Below are 18105 nucleotides of genomic sequence, written 5' to 3' on the forward strand. Positions count from 1 at the left end.
TCTGGCCCCGTCAGGCGGCGATGGCCTGCCGCATGGACAGGGGCGTGTCGCCAAAGCGGCGCCGGAACATCCGGCTCAGATGCGACGAATCGCAGAAACCGCAATCCACCGCGATCTGTGAGATCGACTTGTCGCTGGTGCGGATCAGGTGATGGGCCAGCGACAGGCGGATGCTGAGAAAGGCCGCCTGGGGCGAGGTATTCAGCGCGTTGCGGAAATGGCGCTCCAGCTGCCGCTTGCTGTGGCCGATCCGGCGGGCCACCTCGGCCACCGAAAAGGGCGCGTCGATGTTCTGCTGCATCAGCAGCAGCGCCCGCAGCACGATCGGGTCGCGGGTCTTGAAGTCCATGGTGATGCCGGGCTGCGGCTTTTCCGCCTGCAGGGCCTCGTCGATGATCATGATGTGCAGGCTCTTGCTGGCCTGCGCGCGACCGACATGGCGATCCACCAGGAAGGCTGCCAAGTGGGCCGAACTGGCGCCGCCCGAACAGGTCAGCCGGTCGCGATCGACCACGAAGATCTGGTCCGTGACCGGGTTCAGCCCCTCGAACTGCTCAAGGAAGTCGGCATGGTGGAACCAGCTGACGCAGCAGCGATAGCCGTCCAGCAGCCCGGCCTGGTGCAGCAGGAAGGCCCCGGTGCAGACGCCCACCAGCGGCACGCCCTTCTGCGCGGCCTCGTGCAGGAAGCGGACATAGGGGGCGCGCAGGGTCTTGGTGTCCTCCATCAGCCCGCCGATCACGACGATATAGTCGAATCGGGTCGGGTCCCCCAGGCGTTCCTTGGGCTGGACGGTGATCCCGCAACTGGAGGCGACGGCGTCCATGTCATCCGACAGGACCGTCCAGCGGCACAGGATCGGGCGCGAGCGGTCGCCTTCGTCCGCGGCAAGGCGCAGCACGTCCACGAAATTCGCAAAGGCGCAGAGCGTGAAGCGCCGCGCCAGGATGAAGCCGACCGACAGGCGGACATCCTCGTTCGCGCCGCGGGCGGCACGGGCGGGCATGCGGGGCCGCAAGGGATTGGGGGAGAGTGCGGGAATCTGTTCCATAGGTCCTGCCGTTCCTGCGCGCGGGGTGACGCATTGTCGTAGCCGTAATCCCCCGATGACGCAAATGTTCTGTCGCGGCCGGCTGTAATATTGCATTCATACGCTCAAGAAGGCCGGCGCTACTGCTGATTCACCGGCCCCGCGATGCGCCGCCTGCAGGGTCGGTGCCGGGGGCCAGGGTCGCGTCCGTCCTGTCGTCCGCAGCCGCGGGCAAGGAACCTAAGGCCCGGTTCGCCGGAGCCACGACGAGGAGGAGCTGAAAATGAAAGTTCTGGTCCCTGTGAAGCGGGTGGTGGACTACAACGTCAAGATACGCGTGAAGTCCGACGGGACGGGCGTGGACCTGGCGAACGTGAAGATGTCGATGAACCCCTTCGACGAGATCGCCGTCGAGGAGGCCGTGCGCCTGAAGGAATCGGGCGCCGCCAGCGAGGTCATCGTCGTTTCCGTCGGCCCGGCACAGGCGCAGGAGGTGCTGCGCACCGCCTTGGCCATGGGCGCCGACCGCGCCATCCTGATCGTCGCCGAGGGCACGGTCGAGCCGCTGACTGTCGCAAAGCTTCTGAAGGGCGTGGCCCAGACCGAGGAGCCCGGCCTGGTCATCTTGGGCAAGCAGGCGATCGACGACGACTGCAACCAGACCGGCCAGATGCTGTCGGCCCTGCTGGGCTGGGCCCAGGCAACCTTTGCCTCCAAGCTGGAACTGTCGGGCGACACGGCCAAGGTCACGCGCGAGATCGACGGCGGCCTGCAGGTCATCGACGTGACCCTGCCGGCGATCGTCACCGCCGACCTGCGCCTGAACGAGCCGCGCTATGCCAGCCTTCCCAACATCATGAAGGCCAAGAAGAAGCCGCTGGTCCAGCAGACCCCCGAGGATTACGGCGTCACCCCCGCGGCGCGCCTGTCGGTCCTGCGGGTCGAGGAACCTTCCGAGCGCCAGGCCGGCATGCGCGTCTCCAGCGTGGCTGAGCTGCTCGACAAGCTGAAAAACGAAGCTGCGGTCATCTGAGCGGACAGGGAACACAGACATGGCAATTCTTCTTCTTGCAGATCACGACAACGCAACCCTGTCCGAGACCACCGCGCGCGCCCTGACGGCCGCCTCGCGGATCGGCGGCGAGATCGACATCCTGGTGGCCGGCAAGGGTGCCGGCGCCGCCGCCCAGGCCGCGGCCGGGCTGACCGGCGTGCGCCGCGTGCTGCTGGCCGAGGCCGATGCGCTGGAGCACCGCCTGGCCGAGCCGACCGCCGCGCTGATCGTGGCGATCGCCTCCAGCTATGACACCATCATCGCCCCCGCCACCAGCACCGGCAAGAACGTCCTGCCCCGCGTCGCGGCGCTGCTGGACGTGATGCAGGTCTCGGATGCGATCGAGGTCGTCTCCTCCGACACGTTCAAGCGCCCGATCTATGCCGGCAACGCCATCGAGGTGGTGCAGTCCCGCGAGGCCGTCCGCGTCGTGACCGTCCGCACCTCCAGCTTCGATGCCGCCGCCGCCGGTGCCTCCGCGGCGCCCGTCGAGGCCCTGCCGGCCGGAGCCGAGGGCGCCGAGCTGTCGCGCTTTGTCGAGAACCTGCTGTCGCACAGCGAGCGTCCCGAACTGGGATCGGCCAAGATCATCGTCTCGGGCGGCCGTGCCCTGGGTTCGCAGGAGCGGTTCAACCAGATCATCAACCCGCTGGCCGACAAGCTGGGCGCCGCCGTGGGCGCCAGCCGCGCGGCGGTCGATGCGGGCTATGCCCCCAACGACTTCCAGGTCGGCCAGACCGGCAAGATCGTCGCCCCCGACCTTTATGTCGCCTGCGGCATCTCGGGCGCCATCCAGCACCTGGCCGGCATGAAGGACAGCAAGATCATCGTCGCCATCAACAATGACGGCGAGGCGCCGATCTTCCAGGTTGCCGATTACGGCCTGGTAGGCGACCTGTTCGAGATCCTGCCCGAACTCGAGCGCCAGCTGTGATGTCGGCCGAAGCGCAGGTCGAGGACCAGCCGGTGACCGCCCAGATCATCGACGGCAAGGCCTTTGCCGCCAGCCTGGGCGAACGCATCGCGGGACATGCGGCCGCCTTCGCCGCCCGGACCGGTCGCGCGCCGGGCCTGGCGGTGGTGCTGGTCGGCACCGACCCGGCCAGCCAGGTCTATGTTCGCAGCAAGGGCCGCATGGCCCGCCAGCTGGGCATGGAAAGCTTTGAGCATGTCCTGTCCGAGGATTGCACCCAGCAGGAACTGATGTCGCTGATCGGGGACCTGAACGCCGATGACACGGTGGACGGGATCCTGGTTCAGCTTCCCCTGCCCGGCCACCTGGACAGCCTGGCAGTCATCAAGGCCATCGATCCCGACAAGGACGTCGATGGCCTGCATCCGGTCAATGCGGGCTATCTGGCCTCGGGCATGCCGGGGCTGGTCTCCTGCACGCCGCTTGGCTGCCTGATGCTGCTCCGCTCCAGCCTGGGCAACCTGTCAGGCCTGGACGCGGTCGTCGTCGGCCGCTCGATCCTGGTCGGCAAGCCGATGGCGCAGCTGCTGCTGGCCGAGAACTGCACCGTCACCATGGCCCATTCGCGCACCCGCGACCTGCCCGCCAAGCTGGCGCAGGCGGATATCGTGGTCGCCGCCGTCGGCGCGGCCGAGATGATCCAGGGCGACTGGATCAAGCCGGGCGCCACGGTCATCGACGTGGGCACCAGCCGCGTCACCCGCGACGGCAAGGCCCGCCTGGTCGGCGATGTGCATTTCGAAACCGCCGCCCGCCGCGCCCGCGCGATCACCCCGGTTCCGGGCGGCGTCGGTCCGATGACGATCATGACGCTGATGCACAACACGCTGATCGCAGCCTATCGCCGCGTCGGCCTGCCCGCGCCCGATCTAAAATGACGCACGGCCCCGGGCGCCGCACGCTCTGTCATTCGGCCGCCGGACGTGATTGTCTGGCGGCCGCCTTTCCCGTTTCAAACATCTCGAAAGCAAGGAATCCGTGATGTCTTCATTCCCAGAGAGGGCCAGGGTCGTTATTGTCGGCCTCGGTGGAATCGTCGGGGCCTCGGTCGCCCATCATCTCATCGAGAACGGGTGGGACGACATCGTGGGCATCGACAAGTCGGGCATCCCGACCGATATCGGCTCGACCGCCCATGCCTCCGACTTCTGCTATGCGACCAGCCATGACCTGCTGTCGTGCTGGACGACCATGTACTCCATGGATTTCTACGAGAAGCTGGGCAACTACAAGCGCATCGGCGGCCTGGAAGTCGCGCGCGTCGGCGACGACGCCCGCATGGCCGAACTGAAGCGCCGCGTCGACAGCGGCAAGGCCTTCGGCACCAACGTCAAGATCATCTCGGCCGCCGAGGCCAAGGAGAAGTTCCCCCTGCTGGAGGAAGACCAGATCCAGGGCGCGCTCTGGGATCCCGATGCGGGCCTGGTCGTGCCGCGGTCGCAGACGGTCGCCGGCAAGCTGGTCGACATGGGCGTGAACGCCGGCAAGCTGAAGATCTTTGCCAACACCCCCGCACTGGAACTGATCCACGAGAACGGCCGCATCAAGGGCGTCAAGACCTCGCGCGGGACGATCATGGCGGATTACGTCGTGGTCTGCGCCGGCCTCTGGGGTCGCCTGATCGCCGAGATGGCGGGCGAAGACCTGCCGGTGATGCCGGTCGACCACCCGCTGACCTTCTTCGGTCCCTATGACGAATTCGCCGGCACCGGCCTGGAAATCGGCCGTCCGCTGCTGCGCGACCAAGGCAACTCGGCCTACCTGCGCGACACGGGCGATCCCAACACCACCGAAGGCGGCCAGATCGAGTGGGGCTACTACTACGAGAAGGACGTCCGGATGGTCCATCCGCGCGAGCTTCTGGAAAAGGATCAGGCCCGCCTGTCGCCCTCGCAGCGCGACCTGGTGCTGGACGACGTGATCGAGCCGCTGGAGCGGGCGATGGAGCTGACGCCGATCCTGGCGGAATTGGGCTTCAACGAAAGCCACTCGTTCAACGGCCTGCTGCAGACGACCACCGACGGCGGCCCGTCGATGGGCGAAAGCCGCAAGATGCGCGGGTTGTGGTATGCCGTCGCCATCTGGGTCAAGGACGGCCCGGGCATGGGCAAGCTGATCGCCGACTGGATGACCAAGGGTCGCACCGACATCGACCATCACGCGATCGACTATGCCCGCTTCAACGACTTCCAGCTGTCCGAGGACTATATCTGGGGTCGCTGCGAGGAAACGGCTGCCAAGATCTACAACCCGCCGGTCCACCCGCGCGAGCCCTTTGCCAATGCCCGCGGCATCCGCCGTTCGCCCTTCCACGAGCGTGAGAAGGAACTGGGCGGCTACTTCATGGAACTGGGCGGCTGGGAACGCGCCCACGGCTATGCCGCCAACGAGCATCTGCTGGAGAAATACGCGGACCAGGTGCCGCTGCGCGAGAACGAATGGGACAGCCGCCATTTCTGGCGCGTGTCCAACGCCGAGCAGCTGGAGATGAGCGCCGACTGCGGCATCATCAACCTGTCGCACTTCCACATGACCGACATCGAGGGCCCGGACCACGTCGCCCTGATGGAATGGCTCTGCGCGGCCAAGATCGGCGGCGACGCCAACATCGGCAAGGGCATCTACACCCACATGCTGGACGAGGAAGGCATGGTTCGCGCCGACTTCACCGTTTTCCGCATGGGTGACCGCTGCCGCCTGGTGAACGGTGCCGATGCCGGCCCGCGCGACCTGATCTACATGCGCCGCGTGGCCCAGGACAAAGGCTTTGACGTCACCATCACCGACGTGACCGAAAAGTTCACCACCATCGGCATCTGGGGCCCCAACGCGCGGGAGAACCTCAAGAAGGTCGTGGCCGATCCGGACGCGCTGGACGCGGCGAACTTCCCCTTCGCGGCCATCCGTGAGATCGAGATCGCCGGCTGCAAGGTCATGGCCTTCCGCATCTCCTATGTGGGCGAACAGGGCTGGGAACTGCACCTGCGTTATGATGACGGTCTGGCGGTCTGGGACGCGCTGCGTGGTGCCGGGGTCATGGCCGTGGGCGTCGAGACCTATGCGAACTCGCGTCGCCTGGAAAAGTCGCTGCGCCTGCAGAACGCCGACCTTCTGACCCAGTACAACCTCTACGAGGCCGACCTGTCGCGTCCGAAGGTCAAGGAGGCCGACTTCGTCGGCAAGGCCAAGCACCAGGAGTATCGCGAGCGCGCCAACCAGCCCGCCATGCTGTGCACCCTGGTGATGACCGACAACGTCGACAGCAACGGCGTCGCGCGCTTCCCGGTCGGCACGCTGCCGGTCATGGATCCCGAGAGCGGCGAAGTGCTGATCGACGAGTTGGGCCGGCGGTCCTACACGACCTCCATCGCCTATGGTCCCAGCGTCGGCAAGAACATCGCGCTGGCCTACCTGCCCTGGGCCTATTGCCAGGAAGGCCGGAAGCTGAACGTGTCGTATTTCGACGAGATCTACCCGGTCGAGGTCGTGGGCATCGGCTACAAGCCGATCTACGACCCCGAGAACCTCAAGCCCAGAAGCTGAGGACAAGATCAGCTAACCTGAACAAGAACCCCGGCGGAGCGATCCGCCGGGGTTTTCCCGTTTCAGGTCAGCTGGACATTCGAGGCAAGCCAGTCCGCCAGCAGCCGTCCGTTGGCCGAAGCCCGGCCATGGACCCGCAGATAAAAGGGAAAGGGCGAGGGCATGGCCTCGGGGACCAGCTGGATCAGCGGGCCTTTGTTCAGATAGCTGCCCAGCAGACCCTCCCAGCCAAGCACGGCGCCCATGTGATCCTCGGCCGCCTTCAGCGACACCAGGTAGTTGTTCAGCACGAAGGACGGTCCCTGGGGCGGCGCCGCGCCCAGATGCTCGAACCAGTTCTGCCAGCCGGTCCAGTCGCCGGCATCCGAGCGCGTATGGACCAGCGGCACGCGGGTCAGGTCCTCCAGCCGGCGGATGCCGTGCCGCTCGGCCAGCTCGGCCGTGCCCAAGGCCAGGATGCGGTCGCGGAACAGGATGATCGTCTCGTCGTCCTGCGGGTCAGGATCGCCGTAATGGATGCTCAGGTCCACGCCTTCGGGCACCTGCCCGTCCTGCACCGCCTGGGAGATGGCGATCTCGGGATAGGAGCGCCAGAACGCGGCCAGGCGCGGCATCAGCCACATGGTGCTCATCGCCGTCGTCGCCGCGATGGACACGCCTGACCGGACATGCCGGCTGCGGATGCGGGCCACGATGTCGGAAATGCCGGTGAACCCCCGCTGCAGGGCCACGAACAGCAGCGCCCCCGCCTCGGTCAGCTCCACGCCCCGAAAGCGGCGGGTGAACAGCGGCTGCCCCAGCTCCTGTTCCAGCGCCTTGATGCGGTGGCTGACGGCGGCGGGCGTCACGTTCAGCTCGGTCGCGGCGCGCTTGAAGCTGCGGTGCCGGGCGGCGACTTCGAAACAGGACAGGTCGGTCAGCGAGGGCAGGTCATAGGGCTTGTTCATGCAAAATGTCGCTTTCCGAAGCATTCCGTCGCAATCCCGCGCGCGGCGAGGGTGACGTTAGAACATCTAACTCCAATTGAAATTTTTCCAGATTGTCAATCGTAGCAGCAAATGGCTTCGTCTGCCGAAGCTAGTCCGCCCTCAGGAGCCCGCCATGCACCGCCCCGACAATTTTGTTTCCGACCTGCTGTCCAGCCACAAGCCCGGCCACGGACTGCCGCAAGCCTTCTACACCTCGCCCGAGATGTTCGAGCGGGACATGGAGACGATCTTCTACCGCGAATGGCTCTATGCCATCCCGGCCTGCACCCTGGACAAGTCCGGCAGCTTCCAGCGCCTGCGCATCGGTGCCTATGACGTCATCGTGCTGCGCGACAACCAGGGCGGCATCCGCGCCTTCCACAACTCGTGCCGCCACCGCGGGTCGATCATCTGCAGCGCCTCGCAGGGCCGCGTGGCCAAGCTGACCTGCCCCTATCACCAGTGGACCTACGGCCTGGACGGCCAGCTGGTCTGGGCCCGCGACATGGGCGTCGACTTCGACCCGACGCAGTACAAGCTGAAGCCCGTCCATTGCCGCGAACTGGCTGGCCTGGTCTATATCTGCCTGGCCGAGACCGCGCCCGACTTCGACACCTTCGCCGCGACCGTGACGCCCTATCTGGGCGTGCATGACCTGTCGAACGCCAAGGTCGCCTTCCAGTCCACGATCATCGAGAACGGCAACTGGAAGCTGGTCTGGGAAAACAACCGCGAGTGCTATCACTGCGCCGGCAACCACCCCGACCTGTGCCGCACCTATCCCGAGGATCCGTCGATCACCGGCGTCAGCCCCGACGGCACCTTCCCCGAGAAGGTCGAGAACCACTTCAACCGCATGGAATCGGCCGGGGCGCCCTCGCGCTTCCAGATGGGTGCCGACGGGCAGTTCCGCGTGGCGCGGATGCCGCTTCTGGACGGTGCGGAAAGCTATACGGTCAGCGGCAAGATCGCCGTGCAGAAGCGCCTCGGCCAGGTTCCCTTCCTGGATGCCGGCACGCTGCTGATGTTCCATTATCCCACGACCTGGAACCACTTCCTGACCGACCACTCGATCACCTTCCGCGTGACCCCGATCAGCCCGATGGAGACCGAGGTCCAGACCACCTGGCTGGTCAACAAGGACGCCGTCGAAGGCGTGGATTATGACCTGAAGAACCTCACCACGGTCTGGGAACACACCAACGACGAAGATCGCCGCGTGGTCGAGCATAACCAGCAGGGCATCTGCTCGCCCGCCTACCAGCCTGGCCCCTACTCGACGCTGCACGAGGATGGCGTAATCCAGTTCGTGAACTGGTACCTGGACCGCGTCCGTGCGACCGAGCGTCCGACCGCCATGGCGGCCGAGTAACGGCACCGGCCGCAGCAACATCCGGTCATCACTGCGACCGGGATGTCTTCCGAACCGCCCGCCCAGTCACCTGGGCGGGCGATCTGCTTTTGCCTCCGCCGTCATGTGCCCATGCCACCACGGCCGCAGCCCCGCCGCGACCACCGGATCAGGTCACTGCTGCCGGACCAGGGGACGGGCCGGCTGCGTTTCCGACGTTTCGGGCCGCGCCCGCCGGATTTCCGCAGGCGTCAGGCCCCGTTCCGCCTTCAGCATCCGCGACAGGTGCGGCGCGTCGCAGAAGCCGCAGGCCAGCGCGATCTCGGTGATGGGATGGTCGGTCGTGCGCAGCCGGGTCAGGGCGCGCTCGATCCGGATCTCCAGATAGATCGTGCGGGGCGACTGCCCCAGATCCGCCTGGAAGCGGCGTTCCAGCGTCCGCCGCCCCACCCCCAGCTCGGCGGCCAGGTCATCGACCGTGCGCGGCAGCTCGATGCTCTGCTGCATCTTCAGCAAGGCGCGCTTGACCAGTTCGTCGCGCGGCTGGCGCGCCAGCGCCTGACCGGGCTGCGCCCGCTGGCCGCTGAGCACGTCGTCGATCATCATGATGTTGAGGCTTTTGGTGGCCGCCGACTGGCCGATATGGCGCTGCACCAGGAAGGCGGCCAGATGCGCGGCACCATGCCCGCCCGAACAGGTCAGGCGGTCGCGATCCACCACGAAGATCTGGTCCGAGACCGGCCGTTCGCTGTCAAAGCGGTCCAGGAAGTCCTGGTGGTGGAACCAGCTGACGCAGCAGCGGTACCCCTGCAGCAGCCCCGCCGCCTGAAGGGTGAAGACGCCGGTGCAAAGCCCGATGATGGGCACCCCGCGCGCCGCCGTGGCCTGCAGGAACTCCATCGCCGCGGGGTCCAGCATCGCCCGGTCGCTGATCAGCCCGCCGACCACGACCAGATAGTCGAAGCGCCCGGCCTGGCGCAGCCGCGTGTCGGGCTGGACGCGGACGCCGCAGCTGGAGCGGACGCTGTCCATCCGGTCCGACAGCACCGTCCAGTCGCACAGGATGGGACGCGACTTGTCGGCCTCGTCCGCCGCCAGGCGCAGCACGTCCACGAAATTGGCGAAGGCCGACAGGGTGAACTGGTCGGCCAGAAGAAACGCGACACGGAGGCGTTTCTGGACGGGCTGGAGATTCTGGGCCATGACGCGATCCTGCACGAACGGTGACGCAATTCTTCAACCCTGACCTTTGCCTTGAAAGTAGATTGCTGTCCAGTCCTTCAAACACGGCGGCATCGACATGACGCACTTCTCTGCCTTCTCCCTGCTGAAGCAAGCTCTGAACGGCCACAAGGGCTGGCGCGAGCAATGGCCCGACAGCCAGCCCAAGGCGGAATACGACGTGGTCATCGTCGGCGCCGGCGGTCATGGCCTGGGTGCCGCCTATTACCTGGCCAAGGAACACGGCATCACCAATGTCGCGGTGATCGACAAGGGCTGGCTGGGCGGCGGCAATACCGGCCGCAACACCACGATCATCCGGTCGAACTATCTCTATGACGAAAGCGCGCGGCTCTATGACCACGCCCTGGACCTGTGGGAAAACCTCAGCCAGGAGCTGAACTACAACGTCATGTATTCGAAGCGCGGCGTGATGATGCTGGCGCACAACGTCCATGACGTGCAGTCGTTCCAGCGCCACGTGCATTCGAACCGCCTGAACGGCGTCGACAACCGCTGGCTGACCAAGGAAGAGGCCAAGGCCTTCTGCCCGCCGCTGAACATCAGCCCCGACGCGCGCTATCCCGTCATGGGCGCGGCCCTGCAGATGCGGGCCGGCACGGCACGCCACGACGCGGTGGCCTGGGGCTATGCCCGCGCCGCGGCGGCGCGCGGCGTCGACATCATCCAGAACTGCCCGGTCATCGCGATCCGCCGCGGCCCCGACGGGGCGGTGCTGGGCGTCGACACCGCCAAGGGCTTCATCAAGGCCAAGAAGGTCGCCGTCTCGGCCGCCGGCAACACCAGCGTCGTCATGGACAGCGCGGGCGTGCGGATGCCGCTGGAAAGCTATCCGCTGCAGGCGCTGGTCAGCGAGCCGATCAAGCCGATCTTCCCCTGCGTCGTGATGTCGAACAGCGTCCATGCCTATATCAGCCAGTCCGACAAGGGCGAGTTGGTCATCGGCTCGGGCACCGACCAGTACACCAGCTACAGCCAGCGCGGCGGCCTGCCGCTGATCGAGCATACGGTCGCGGCCATCTGCGAGGTCTTCCCGATCTTCAACCGGATGCGCATGCTGCGCAAATGGGGCGGGATCGTGGACGTGACCCCCGACCGCAGCGCCATCCTGGGCAAGACCCCGGTCAAGGGCCTTTATGTCAACTGCGGATGGGGCACGGGCGGCTTCAAGGCGACCCCGGGGGCCGCGCATACGCTGGCCTGGACCGTCGCCAAGGACGAGCCGCATCCCATCAACGCACCCTTCACCCTGGAACGCTTCACCACCGGCCGGCTGATCGACGAAGCCGCCGCCGCCGCCGTGGCGCATTGAGGAACCGGACCCATGCTGCTGATCCACTGCCCCTATTGCGAGGCAACCCTGCCCGAGCTTGAGTTCGCCTATGCCGGCGAGGCGCATATCGACCGCCCCGCCGACCCCTCTGCCCTGTCGGACGAGGAATGGCGCGACTTCCTGTTCATCCGCACCAACGCCCGGGGCCCGCATTTCGAGCGCTGGCGCCACATCCACGGCTGCGGACGCTTCTTCAACGCGGTGCGCGACACTGTCAGCGACCGCTTCCTGATGACCTACAAGGCCGGCGAGGCACGCCCGGTCCTGAACGCCCTGGAGGCCGCGGAATGAGCCGTTACCGTATCCCCGGCATGGGCCGCGTCGATCCCGCGGCGCCGGTCAGCTTCACCTTCGACGGCCGCCGCTACACCGGCCTGCGCGGCGACACGGTCGCCTCGGCGCTGCTGGCCAACGGCGTGCACCTGATGGGCCGCTCGTTCAAGTATCACCGCCCCCGCGGTCCCGTCAGCGCCGGTTCGGAAGAGCCGAACGCCCTGATCGGCACCTCGCGCGGCCCGGGCCGGTTCGAGCCGAACACCCGCGCCACCGTGCAGGAACTGCGCCAGGGCCTGGTGACCGAGAGCCAGAACAAGTTTCCGTCGCTGAAGTTCGACATCGGGGCGGTGAACGACCGCGCCTACATGCTGTTCTCGGCCGGCTTCTACTACAAGACCTTCATGTGGCCGCGCAGCTTCTGGGACAAGGTCTATGAGCCCTTCATCCGTGCCGCCGCCGGCCTGGGCAAGTCGCCCACCGAGGTCGACCCGGACGAATACGCCTCGCGCTACCTGCACACCGACGTGCTGGTGATCGGCGGCGGCGCCTCGGGCATCGCGGCGGCACTGGTCGCGGCACGCTCCGGCGCCCGCGTGGTGCTGGTGGACGAGAACGCCGAGATGGGCGGCTCGCTGCTGTCCGATCCTTCGGTGCGCATCGACGGCCGCGGCTCCTGGGCTTGGTTGGCCGAGCAGCTGTCGCAGCTGCGCGCCGCCGGTGTCCGCGTGATGACCCGCACCACCGCCATCGGCTATTACCACCAGAACTTCGTGGGCCTCTGCGAGCGTCTGACCGACCATCTGGACCAGCCGCCGCATGGTGCGCCGCGCGAACGCATGTGGCGCGTCCGGGCCGAGCAGGTCGTCCTGGCGCAGGGCGCGCTGGAAAAGCCGCTGGTGTTCGACGGCAACGACCGCCCGGGCGTCATGCTGGCCGGCTCCGCGCAGACCTACCTGAACCGCTATGGCGTCAAGGTCGGCGATTGCGCCGCCGTGGTGACCAGCCATGACAGCGCCTATTACGCCGCCTTCGACCTGGTGGATGCCGGCGGCCGCGTGACGGTCATCGCCGACACCCGCGACCAGGTCCGCCCGGACCTGGCCGAGGCTGCCCGCCGTCGCGGCATCCAGCTGCTGACCGGCCACACCGTCACCACGACCTATGGCCGCCTGCGCATCAAGGGCGTCCGCGTCAACCCGGTCAAGGGTGGCCAGGTCGGCGCGGGCCGCAAGATCGCCTGCGACACGCTGCTGATGTCGGGCGGCTGGACGCCGTCGCTGCATCTCTTCTCGCACACCAAGGGTTCGCTGACCTGGGATGCGGACAGCCGCACCTTCCTGCCCAACCACAAGACCGAGGCCTGCCAGATCGCCGGCGCCGGCCGCGGGCTCTGGGGCTATGGTCCGGTGATCGAGGATGGCGTGAAGGCCGGCATGGCCGCTGCCGAGGCCCTTGGTCGCACCGGCACCGCCTTCGGCGCAGGCGTCGAGGGTGACCGCCCCGGCACCGGCGTCAGCCAGAAGGAACTGCCGACCGACCTCAGCGCCGGCAAGGCCAAGGCCTTTGTCGACTACCAGAACGACGTGACCGCCAAGGACATCCGCCTGGCCGTGCGCGAGGGCATGCGCTCGATCGAGCACGTCAAGCGCTACACCACCAACGGCATGGCCACCGACCAAGGCAAGATGTCGAACATCAACGGCCTGATGATCGCCGCCGACGCCCTGGGCAAGCAGCCGCCGCAGGTGGGTCTGACGACCTTCCGTCCGCCCTACACACCGACCAGCTTTGGTGCCTTCGCGGGCTATCACAAGGGCGCCACCTTCGAACTGACCCGCAAGACGCCCATCGACCCCTGGGCCGAGGCGCAGGGTGCGGTGTTCGAGCCGGTGTCGCTGTGGCGCCGCGCCTGGTACTTCCCCAAGGGCGGAGAGGACATGCATGCCGCCGTGGCGCGCGAATGCCGCGCGACGCGGGCCTCGGTGGGCATGTTCGATGCCTCGACCCTGGGCAAGATCGAGGTCGCGGGTCCCGATGCGGTCGAGTTCATGAACCGCATGTACACGAACCCCTGGACGAAACTGGCGCCGGGCCGCTGCCGCTATGGCCTTCTGCTGGGCGAGGACGGGTTCATCCGCGATGACGGCGTCATCGGCCGCCTGTCGCAGGACCTGTTCCACGTCACCACCACCACCGGCGGTGCCGCGCGCGTCCTGAACATGATGGAGGATTATCTCCAGACCGAATGGCCCGACCTGAACGTCTGGCTGACCTCGACGACCGAACAGTGGTCGACGGTCGCGGTCAACGGTCCCAACGCCCGCAAGGTGCTGGAGCCGCTGGTCGAAGGCCTGGACATGTCCGACGCCAACTTCCCGCACATGTCGGTCGCGGAATGCACCGTGGCGGGCCTGCCGGCGCGCCTGTTCCGCATCAGCTTCACCGGCGAGCTGGGCTTCGAGATTAACGTCCCCGCCCGCCACGGCCTTGCGCTGTGGAAGGCGATCCACGAGGCCGGCCGTGCCTATGACATCTGCCCCTATGGCACCGAGTCGATGCACGTCCTGCGCGCCGAAAAGGGCTATATCATCGTGGGCCAGGACACCGACGGCACCGTCACCCCGCAGGACGCGGGTCTGGACTGGGCGATCGGCAAGGCGAAGAAGGACTTCGTGGGCAAGCGCTCGCTGGATCGTCCCGACATCGTCGCGCCGAACCGCAAGCAGCTGGTCGGCCTGATCACCGAGGACGGCACCCGGCTGGAGGAAGGCGCGCAGATCGTGCTGGACCCCAACCAGAAGACGCCGATGACCATGGCCGGGCATGTGACCTCGTCCTATGACTCGGTGGCCCTGGGCCGGCCGATCGCGATGGCGGTGATCACCGGCGGCCACAACCGCATGGGCGAGACGGTGCACATCCCGATGCCGAACGGCACGATCCGGGCCAAGGTCACCTCGACCAACTTCTATGACCCTGAAGGCGAACGGCTGAAGGCCTGAGGAGCGACGACCATGACAACGCAACGACATGACTTCAATGCTCAGCCCTTCCTGCTGGAAGAGCTTCCCCCGGTCGGCCGCTTCTCGCTGCGGGTCCGTCCCGGCCAGCGCGAGGCCCTGGCGGCCGCGCTCGGGCTGGAACTGCCCACCGTGATCGGGCAGCGCAGCACCGCCGGCCAGACCGAGGTCCTGTGCCTGGGTCCCGACGAGTGGGCGATCCTGACCGCCGAGGCCGAGCGCGACGCGCTGGTCGCGGCGGGGGCTGCGGCCTATGCCCAGATCCCGCACAGCCTGGTCGAGGTCAGCGACCGCGAGATCACGCTGCGCCTGTCGGGTGCGCAGGCGCTGACGGCCCTGACGGCCGTCTGCCCCCGCGACATCGATGCCATCCCGGTCGGCCGGGGCGCGCGCACGCTGTTCGACAGCGCGACCGTGCTGTTGTGGCGCGATGGCCCGCAGGACTTCCGCATGGACGTGTGGCGCAGCTTCCTGCCGCATGTCCGCGCGATCCTGGACAAGATCACCGTGGAACTGAAGTCCGGCCTCTGAGGCGCGCTCCTCCACTCCTGCGGCTCGCGGCCTTCGGGCCGCGGACGACCCCGAAATGCCGAAAGGACCTCCCATGCTCGACTTCAAGACCCCGCACCTGTCCGACACCGCCATCGCCGGGGCCATCGGCCGCGAACTGAGCCGCCAGCAGGACCAGATCGAGCTGATCGCCTCCGAGAACATCGTATCTAGCGATGTCCTGGCGGCCCAGGGTTCGGTCCTGACGAACAAGTATGCCGAGGGCTATCCCGGCAAGCGCTATTACGGCGGCTGCGAATTCGTGGACGAGGTCGAGGACATCGCCCGCGACCGCCTGAAGGAGCTGTTCGGCGCCGCGCATGTCAACGTCCAGCCCCATTCCGGCGCGCAGGCCAACCAGGCGGTCTTCCTGGCCCTGCTGCAGCCCGGCGACAAGATCATGGGCCTGTCGCTGGCCCATGGCGGCCACCTGACCCACGGCTCGCCCGTGACCATGTCGGGCAAGTGGTTCCAGGTCGTCTCCTACGAGGTCGAGGAGGACACGCACCTGATCGACATGGCCAAGGTCCGCGACCTGGCCCTGGCCGAACGTCCCAAGCTGATCGTGGCGGGCGCCTCGGCCTATCCGCGCCACATGGACTTCGCCGCCTTCCGCGCCATCGCCGACGAGGTCGGGGCCTATCTGATGGTCGACATGGCCCATTACGCGGGCCTGATCGCCGCAGGCGAATACCCCAACCCGGTGCCGCATGCCCATGTCACCACCTCGACCACGCACAAGACCCTGCGCGGCCCGCGCGGCGGCGTGATCCTGACCAATGACGATGACCTGGCCAAGAAGTTCAACTCGGCCGTCTTCCCGGGCAACCAGGGCGGCCCGCTGATGCACGTGATCGCCGCCAAGGCCGTGGCCTTTGGCGAGGCGCTGCAGCCCTCGTTCAAGGATTACGCGCGGAACGTCATCGCCAATGCCCGCGTCCTGGCCGACACCCTGACCCAAGGCGGCATGGGCATCGTCTCGGGCGGCACCGACTGCCACATGGTCCTGTGCGACCTGCGCCCGCTTGGCGTCACCGGCAAGGCCGCCGAGATCGGGCTGGAGCGTGCGGGCCTGACCTGCAACAAGAACGCCATCCCCTTCGATCCGGAAAAGCCCTTCGTCACCTCGGGCATCCGGCTTGGCAGCTCGGCGGGCACCACCCGCGGCTTCGGCGAGGCCGAATTCCGGACCATCGGCCAGATGATCCTGCGCGTCCTCAAGGCGCTGGCGGACAATCGCGAAGGCTGCCCCGACACCGAAGCCTCCGTCCGCGCCGAGGTCAAGGCGATGTGCGACCGCTTCCCGATCTACGGCTGACACATCCATGTTCATCTCGGTCTTCGACGTCTTCAAGCATGGCATCGGTCCCTCGTCGTCGCACACGATGGGGCCGATGGTGGCGGCCGCGCATTTCCTGGACGACCTGCGCGGCGGGGCCGAACCCATCCCCGGCGCGGGCCAGCCCACCCGGCTGCGCGTGACGCTGCATGGTTCCCTGGCCTTCACCGGCAAGGGTCATGCCACCGACCGGGCGGTGATGCTGGGGCTGCTGGGGCAGCGCCCCGAGAGCATGGATCCCGACGCGGCCGAGGGCATGATCGCGGAGCTGAACCAGACCAACCAGGTGACCCCTCCGGGCCTGCCGGCGCTGGAATTTTCGCCCGCGCGCGACCTGATCTTCGATTACGGGCCCTCCCTGCCCCTGCACGCCAATGCCATGACCTTCGAGGCCTTTGACGCGCAGGGCAACCGCTGCCTGATGACTGTCTATTACTCGATCGGCGGCGGCTTCGTGCTGACCGAGGCGCAGCTTCTGGCGGATCGCGCCGCGGCCGACAAGCCGCCCCATCGCCCCGACGTGCCTTATCCCTTCGCCAATGCCGCCGAGATGCTGCAGATGGGCCGCAAGTCGGGCCTCGGCATCGCTGCGATGAAGCGCGCGAACGAACTGGCGCAGGGGCGCACTGACCTGGACGCCGGTCTGGACCGGCTGGCCGGCGCGATGAACGCCTGCATCGACCGGGGTTTGCGCGAGGAGGGCATCCTGCCCGGCGGGCTCAAGGTGCGCCGGCGTGCTGCGGCCATCCACCGGACGCTGCAGGCAGAGCGCTTCCGCAACGACCAGCATCCGCACACGGTGAATGACTGGCTCAGCGTCTATGCCATGGCCGTGAACGAGGAGAACGCCGCCGGTGGCCGCGTCGTCACCGCCCCAACCAATGGCGCCGCCGGCACGGTTCCCGCGGTCCTGCGCTATTGGCAGGACCATATCGGCGGCTCGGACGAGCAGTGCCGCGAGTTCCTGCTGACGGCTGCCGCCGTGGGCGGGATCATCAAGGCCAATGCCTCGATCTCGGGGGCCGAAGTCGGTTGCCAGGGCGAGGTCGGCTCGGCCGCCGCAATGGCCGCGGCGGCGCTCTGCGCTGTCCTGGGCGGCACCAATGAGCAGATCGAGAATGCTGCCGAGATCGCCCTGGAACATCACCTCGGCATGACCTGCGACCCGGCCGCGGGCTTGGTCCAGGTGCCCTGCATCGAACGCAACGCCTTGGGCGCCATCAAGGCGGTCTCGGCGGCCAGCTTGGCGCTGCGGGGCGACGGGCAGCATTTCATGCCGCTCGACAACTGCATCCGCGTCATGCTGCAGACCGGCAGGGACATGGACAGCAGGTACAAGGAAACGTCGCAGGGCGGTATCGCCGTCAACCTGCCGGAATGCTGAAACCAGGGACCCGCGGGCCGATCGCCCGTGGGTCCGGCTGGCC

Annotated in this window: 14 protein-coding genes; 11 read left to right on the top strand and 3 right to left on the bottom strand. The window is 67.3% G+C overall.

Going from position 1 to position 18105, the window contains the following annotated elements; genetic code table 11:
- Positions 1-10: 10 nt before the first annotated feature.
- The gene (locus tag ACNR9W_RS11875) at positions 11-1006 is read right to left on the bottom strand and encodes a GlxA family transcriptional regulator (RefSeq protein ID WP_419271262.1); all 996 of its coding nucleotides are present in this window, start codon (positions 1004-1006) and stop codon (positions 11-13) included.
- Positions 1007-1313: 307 nt separating this feature from the next.
- On the opposite strand from ACNR9W_RS11875, the gene ACNR9W_RS11880 reads away from it, so the two are divergent.
- The 4 genes from ACNR9W_RS11880 (at position 1314) to ACNR9W_RS11895 (ending at position 6600) form a co-directional block, all read left to right on the top strand.
- Positions 1314-2063: an electron transfer flavoprotein subunit beta/FixA family protein gene (locus ACNR9W_RS11880; RefSeq protein WP_419271261.1), complete on the top strand. Its 750-nt coding sequence runs from the start codon at positions 1314-1316 to the stop codon at positions 2061-2063.
- 19 nt (positions 2064-2082) lie between these two features.
- Positions 2083-3018, top strand: coding sequence for an electron transfer flavoprotein subunit alpha/FixB family protein (locus ACNR9W_RS11885; protein WP_419271260.1), 936 nt, complete (start codon positions 2083-2085; stop codon positions 3016-3018).
- Positions 3019-3050: 32 nt separating this feature from the next.
- Positions 3051-3935: a bifunctional methylenetetrahydrofolate dehydrogenase/methenyltetrahydrofolate cyclohydrolase FolD gene (folD, locus tag ACNR9W_RS11890; protein WP_419271297.1), complete on the top strand. Its 885-nt coding sequence runs from the start codon at positions 3051-3053 to the stop codon at positions 3933-3935.
- A 103-nt stretch (positions 3936-4038) separates the two neighbouring features.
- Complete coding sequence (locus ACNR9W_RS11895; RefSeq protein ID WP_419271259.1) at positions 4039-6600, top strand: GcvT family protein; 2562 nt, start codon at positions 4039-4041, stop codon at positions 6598-6600.
- A gap of 62 nt (positions 6601-6662) precedes the next feature.
- Here ACNR9W_RS11895 and ACNR9W_RS11900 read toward each other — a convergent pair whose 3' ends face one another.
- The gene (locus ACNR9W_RS11900; protein WP_419271258.1) at positions 6663-7547 is read right to left on the bottom strand and encodes a LysR family transcriptional regulator; all 885 of its coding nucleotides are present in this window, start codon (positions 7545-7547) and stop codon (positions 6663-6665) included.
- Between the two features lie 154 nt (positions 7548-7701).
- Here ACNR9W_RS11900 and ACNR9W_RS11905 point away from each other — a divergent pair, with 154 nt between their 5' ends.
- Positions 7702-8940: an aromatic ring-hydroxylating oxygenase subunit alpha gene (locus tag ACNR9W_RS11905; RefSeq protein ID WP_419271257.1), complete on the top strand. Its 1239-nt coding sequence runs from the start codon at positions 7702-7704 to the stop codon at positions 8938-8940.
- Between the two features lie 153 nt (positions 8941-9093).
- On the opposite strand, the gene ACNR9W_RS11910 is transcribed toward ACNR9W_RS11905, so the two are convergent.
- Complete coding sequence (locus ACNR9W_RS11910; protein ID WP_419271256.1) at positions 9094-10122, bottom strand: GlxA family transcriptional regulator; 1029 nt, start codon at positions 10120-10122, stop codon at positions 9094-9096.
- Positions 10123-10219: 97 nt separating this feature from the next.
- Here ACNR9W_RS11910 and ACNR9W_RS11915 point away from each other — a divergent pair, with 97 nt between their 5' ends.
- From ACNR9W_RS11915 to ACNR9W_RS11940, 6 genes are all read left to right on the top strand, one after another.
- A complete protein-coding gene (locus ACNR9W_RS11915; RefSeq protein ID WP_111301903.1) occupies positions 10220-11473 on the top strand; it encodes a sarcosine oxidase subunit beta family protein in 1254 nt (417 codons plus the stop codon).
- Between the two features lie 12 nt (positions 11474-11485).
- Complete coding sequence (locus ACNR9W_RS11920) at positions 11486-11785, top strand: sarcosine oxidase subunit delta (protein WP_419271255.1); 300 nt, start codon at positions 11486-11488, stop codon at positions 11783-11785.
- On the top strand, positions 11782-14772 hold the full coding sequence (locus ACNR9W_RS11925) for a sarcosine oxidase subunit alpha (protein ID WP_419271254.1): 2991 nt from the start codon (positions 11782-11784) through the stop codon (positions 14770-14772). The genes ACNR9W_RS11920 and ACNR9W_RS11925 overlap by 4 nt, the downstream gene beginning before the upstream one ends.
- A gap of 12 nt (positions 14773-14784) precedes the next feature.
- The gene (locus ACNR9W_RS11930) at positions 14785-15321 is read left to right on the top strand and encodes a sarcosine oxidase subunit gamma (RefSeq protein WP_419271253.1); all 537 of its coding nucleotides are present in this window, start codon (positions 14785-14787) and stop codon (positions 15319-15321) included.
- Between the two features lie 73 nt (positions 15322-15394).
- Positions 15395-16657, top strand: a complete 1263-nt coding sequence (gene glyA, locus ACNR9W_RS11935) for a serine hydroxymethyltransferase (RefSeq protein ID WP_419271252.1) — start codon at positions 15395-15397, stop codon at positions 16655-16657.
- Between the two features lie 7 nt (positions 16658-16664).
- A complete protein-coding gene (locus ACNR9W_RS11940; RefSeq protein WP_419271251.1) occupies positions 16665-18062 on the top strand; it encodes an L-serine ammonia-lyase in 1398 nt (465 codons plus the stop codon).
- Positions 18063-18105: the final 43 nt, after the last annotated feature.

The sequence above is a fragment of the Paracoccus sp. T5 genome, from assembly GCF_048538155.2.
Lineage (GTDB): Bacteria > Pseudomonadota > Alphaproteobacteria > Rhodobacterales > Rhodobacteraceae > Paracoccus.

Excerpts from the sequence above, each read along its gene's own strand:
- ACNR9W_RS11900 (WP_419271258.1), bottom strand. The coding sequence starts at position 7,547 with ATGAACAAGCCCTATGACCTGCCCTCGCTGACCGACCTGTCCTGTTTC.
- ACNR9W_RS11940 (WP_419271251.1), top strand. The coding sequence starts at position 16,665 with ATGTTCATCTCGGTCTTCGACGTCTTCAAGCATGGCATCGGTCCCTCG.
- ACNR9W_RS11915 (WP_111301903.1), top strand. The coding sequence starts at position 10,220 with ATGACGCACTTCTCTGCCTTCTCCCTGCTGAAGCAAGCTCTGAACGGC.
- ACNR9W_RS11875 (WP_419271262.1), bottom strand. The coding sequence starts at position 1,006 with ATGCCCGCCCGTGCCGCCCGCGGCGCGAACGAGGATGTCCGCCTGTCG.
- ACNR9W_RS11920 (WP_419271255.1), top strand. The coding sequence starts at position 11,486 with ATGCTGCTGATCCACTGCCCCTATTGCGAGGCAACCCTGCCCGAGCTT.
- ACNR9W_RS11930 (WP_419271253.1), top strand. The coding sequence starts at position 14,785 with ATGACAACGCAACGACATGACTTCAATGCTCAGCCCTTCCTGCTGGAA.
- ACNR9W_RS11885 (WP_419271260.1), top strand. The coding sequence starts at position 2,083 with ATGGCAATTCTTCTTCTTGCAGATCACGACAACGCAACCCTGTCCGAG.
- ACNR9W_RS11925 (WP_419271254.1), top strand. The coding sequence starts at position 11,782 with ATGAGCCGTTACCGTATCCCCGGCATGGGCCGCGTCGATCCCGCGGCG.
- ACNR9W_RS11895 (WP_419271259.1), top strand. The coding sequence starts at position 4,039 with ATGTCTTCATTCCCAGAGAGGGCCAGGGTCGTTATTGTCGGCCTCGGT.
- ACNR9W_RS11910 (WP_419271256.1), bottom strand. The coding sequence starts at position 10,122 with ATGGCCCAGAATCTCCAGCCCGTCCAGAAACGCCTCCGTGTCGCGTTT.
- ACNR9W_RS11880 (WP_419271261.1), top strand. The coding sequence starts at position 1,314 with ATGAAAGTTCTGGTCCCTGTGAAGCGGGTGGTGGACTACAACGTCAAG.
- ACNR9W_RS11905 (WP_419271257.1), top strand. The coding sequence starts at position 7,702 with ATGCACCGCCCCGACAATTTTGTTTCCGACCTGCTGTCCAGCCACAAG.
- glyA (WP_419271252.1), top strand. The coding sequence starts at position 15,395 with ATGCTCGACTTCAAGACCCCGCACCTGTCCGACACCGCCATCGCCGGG.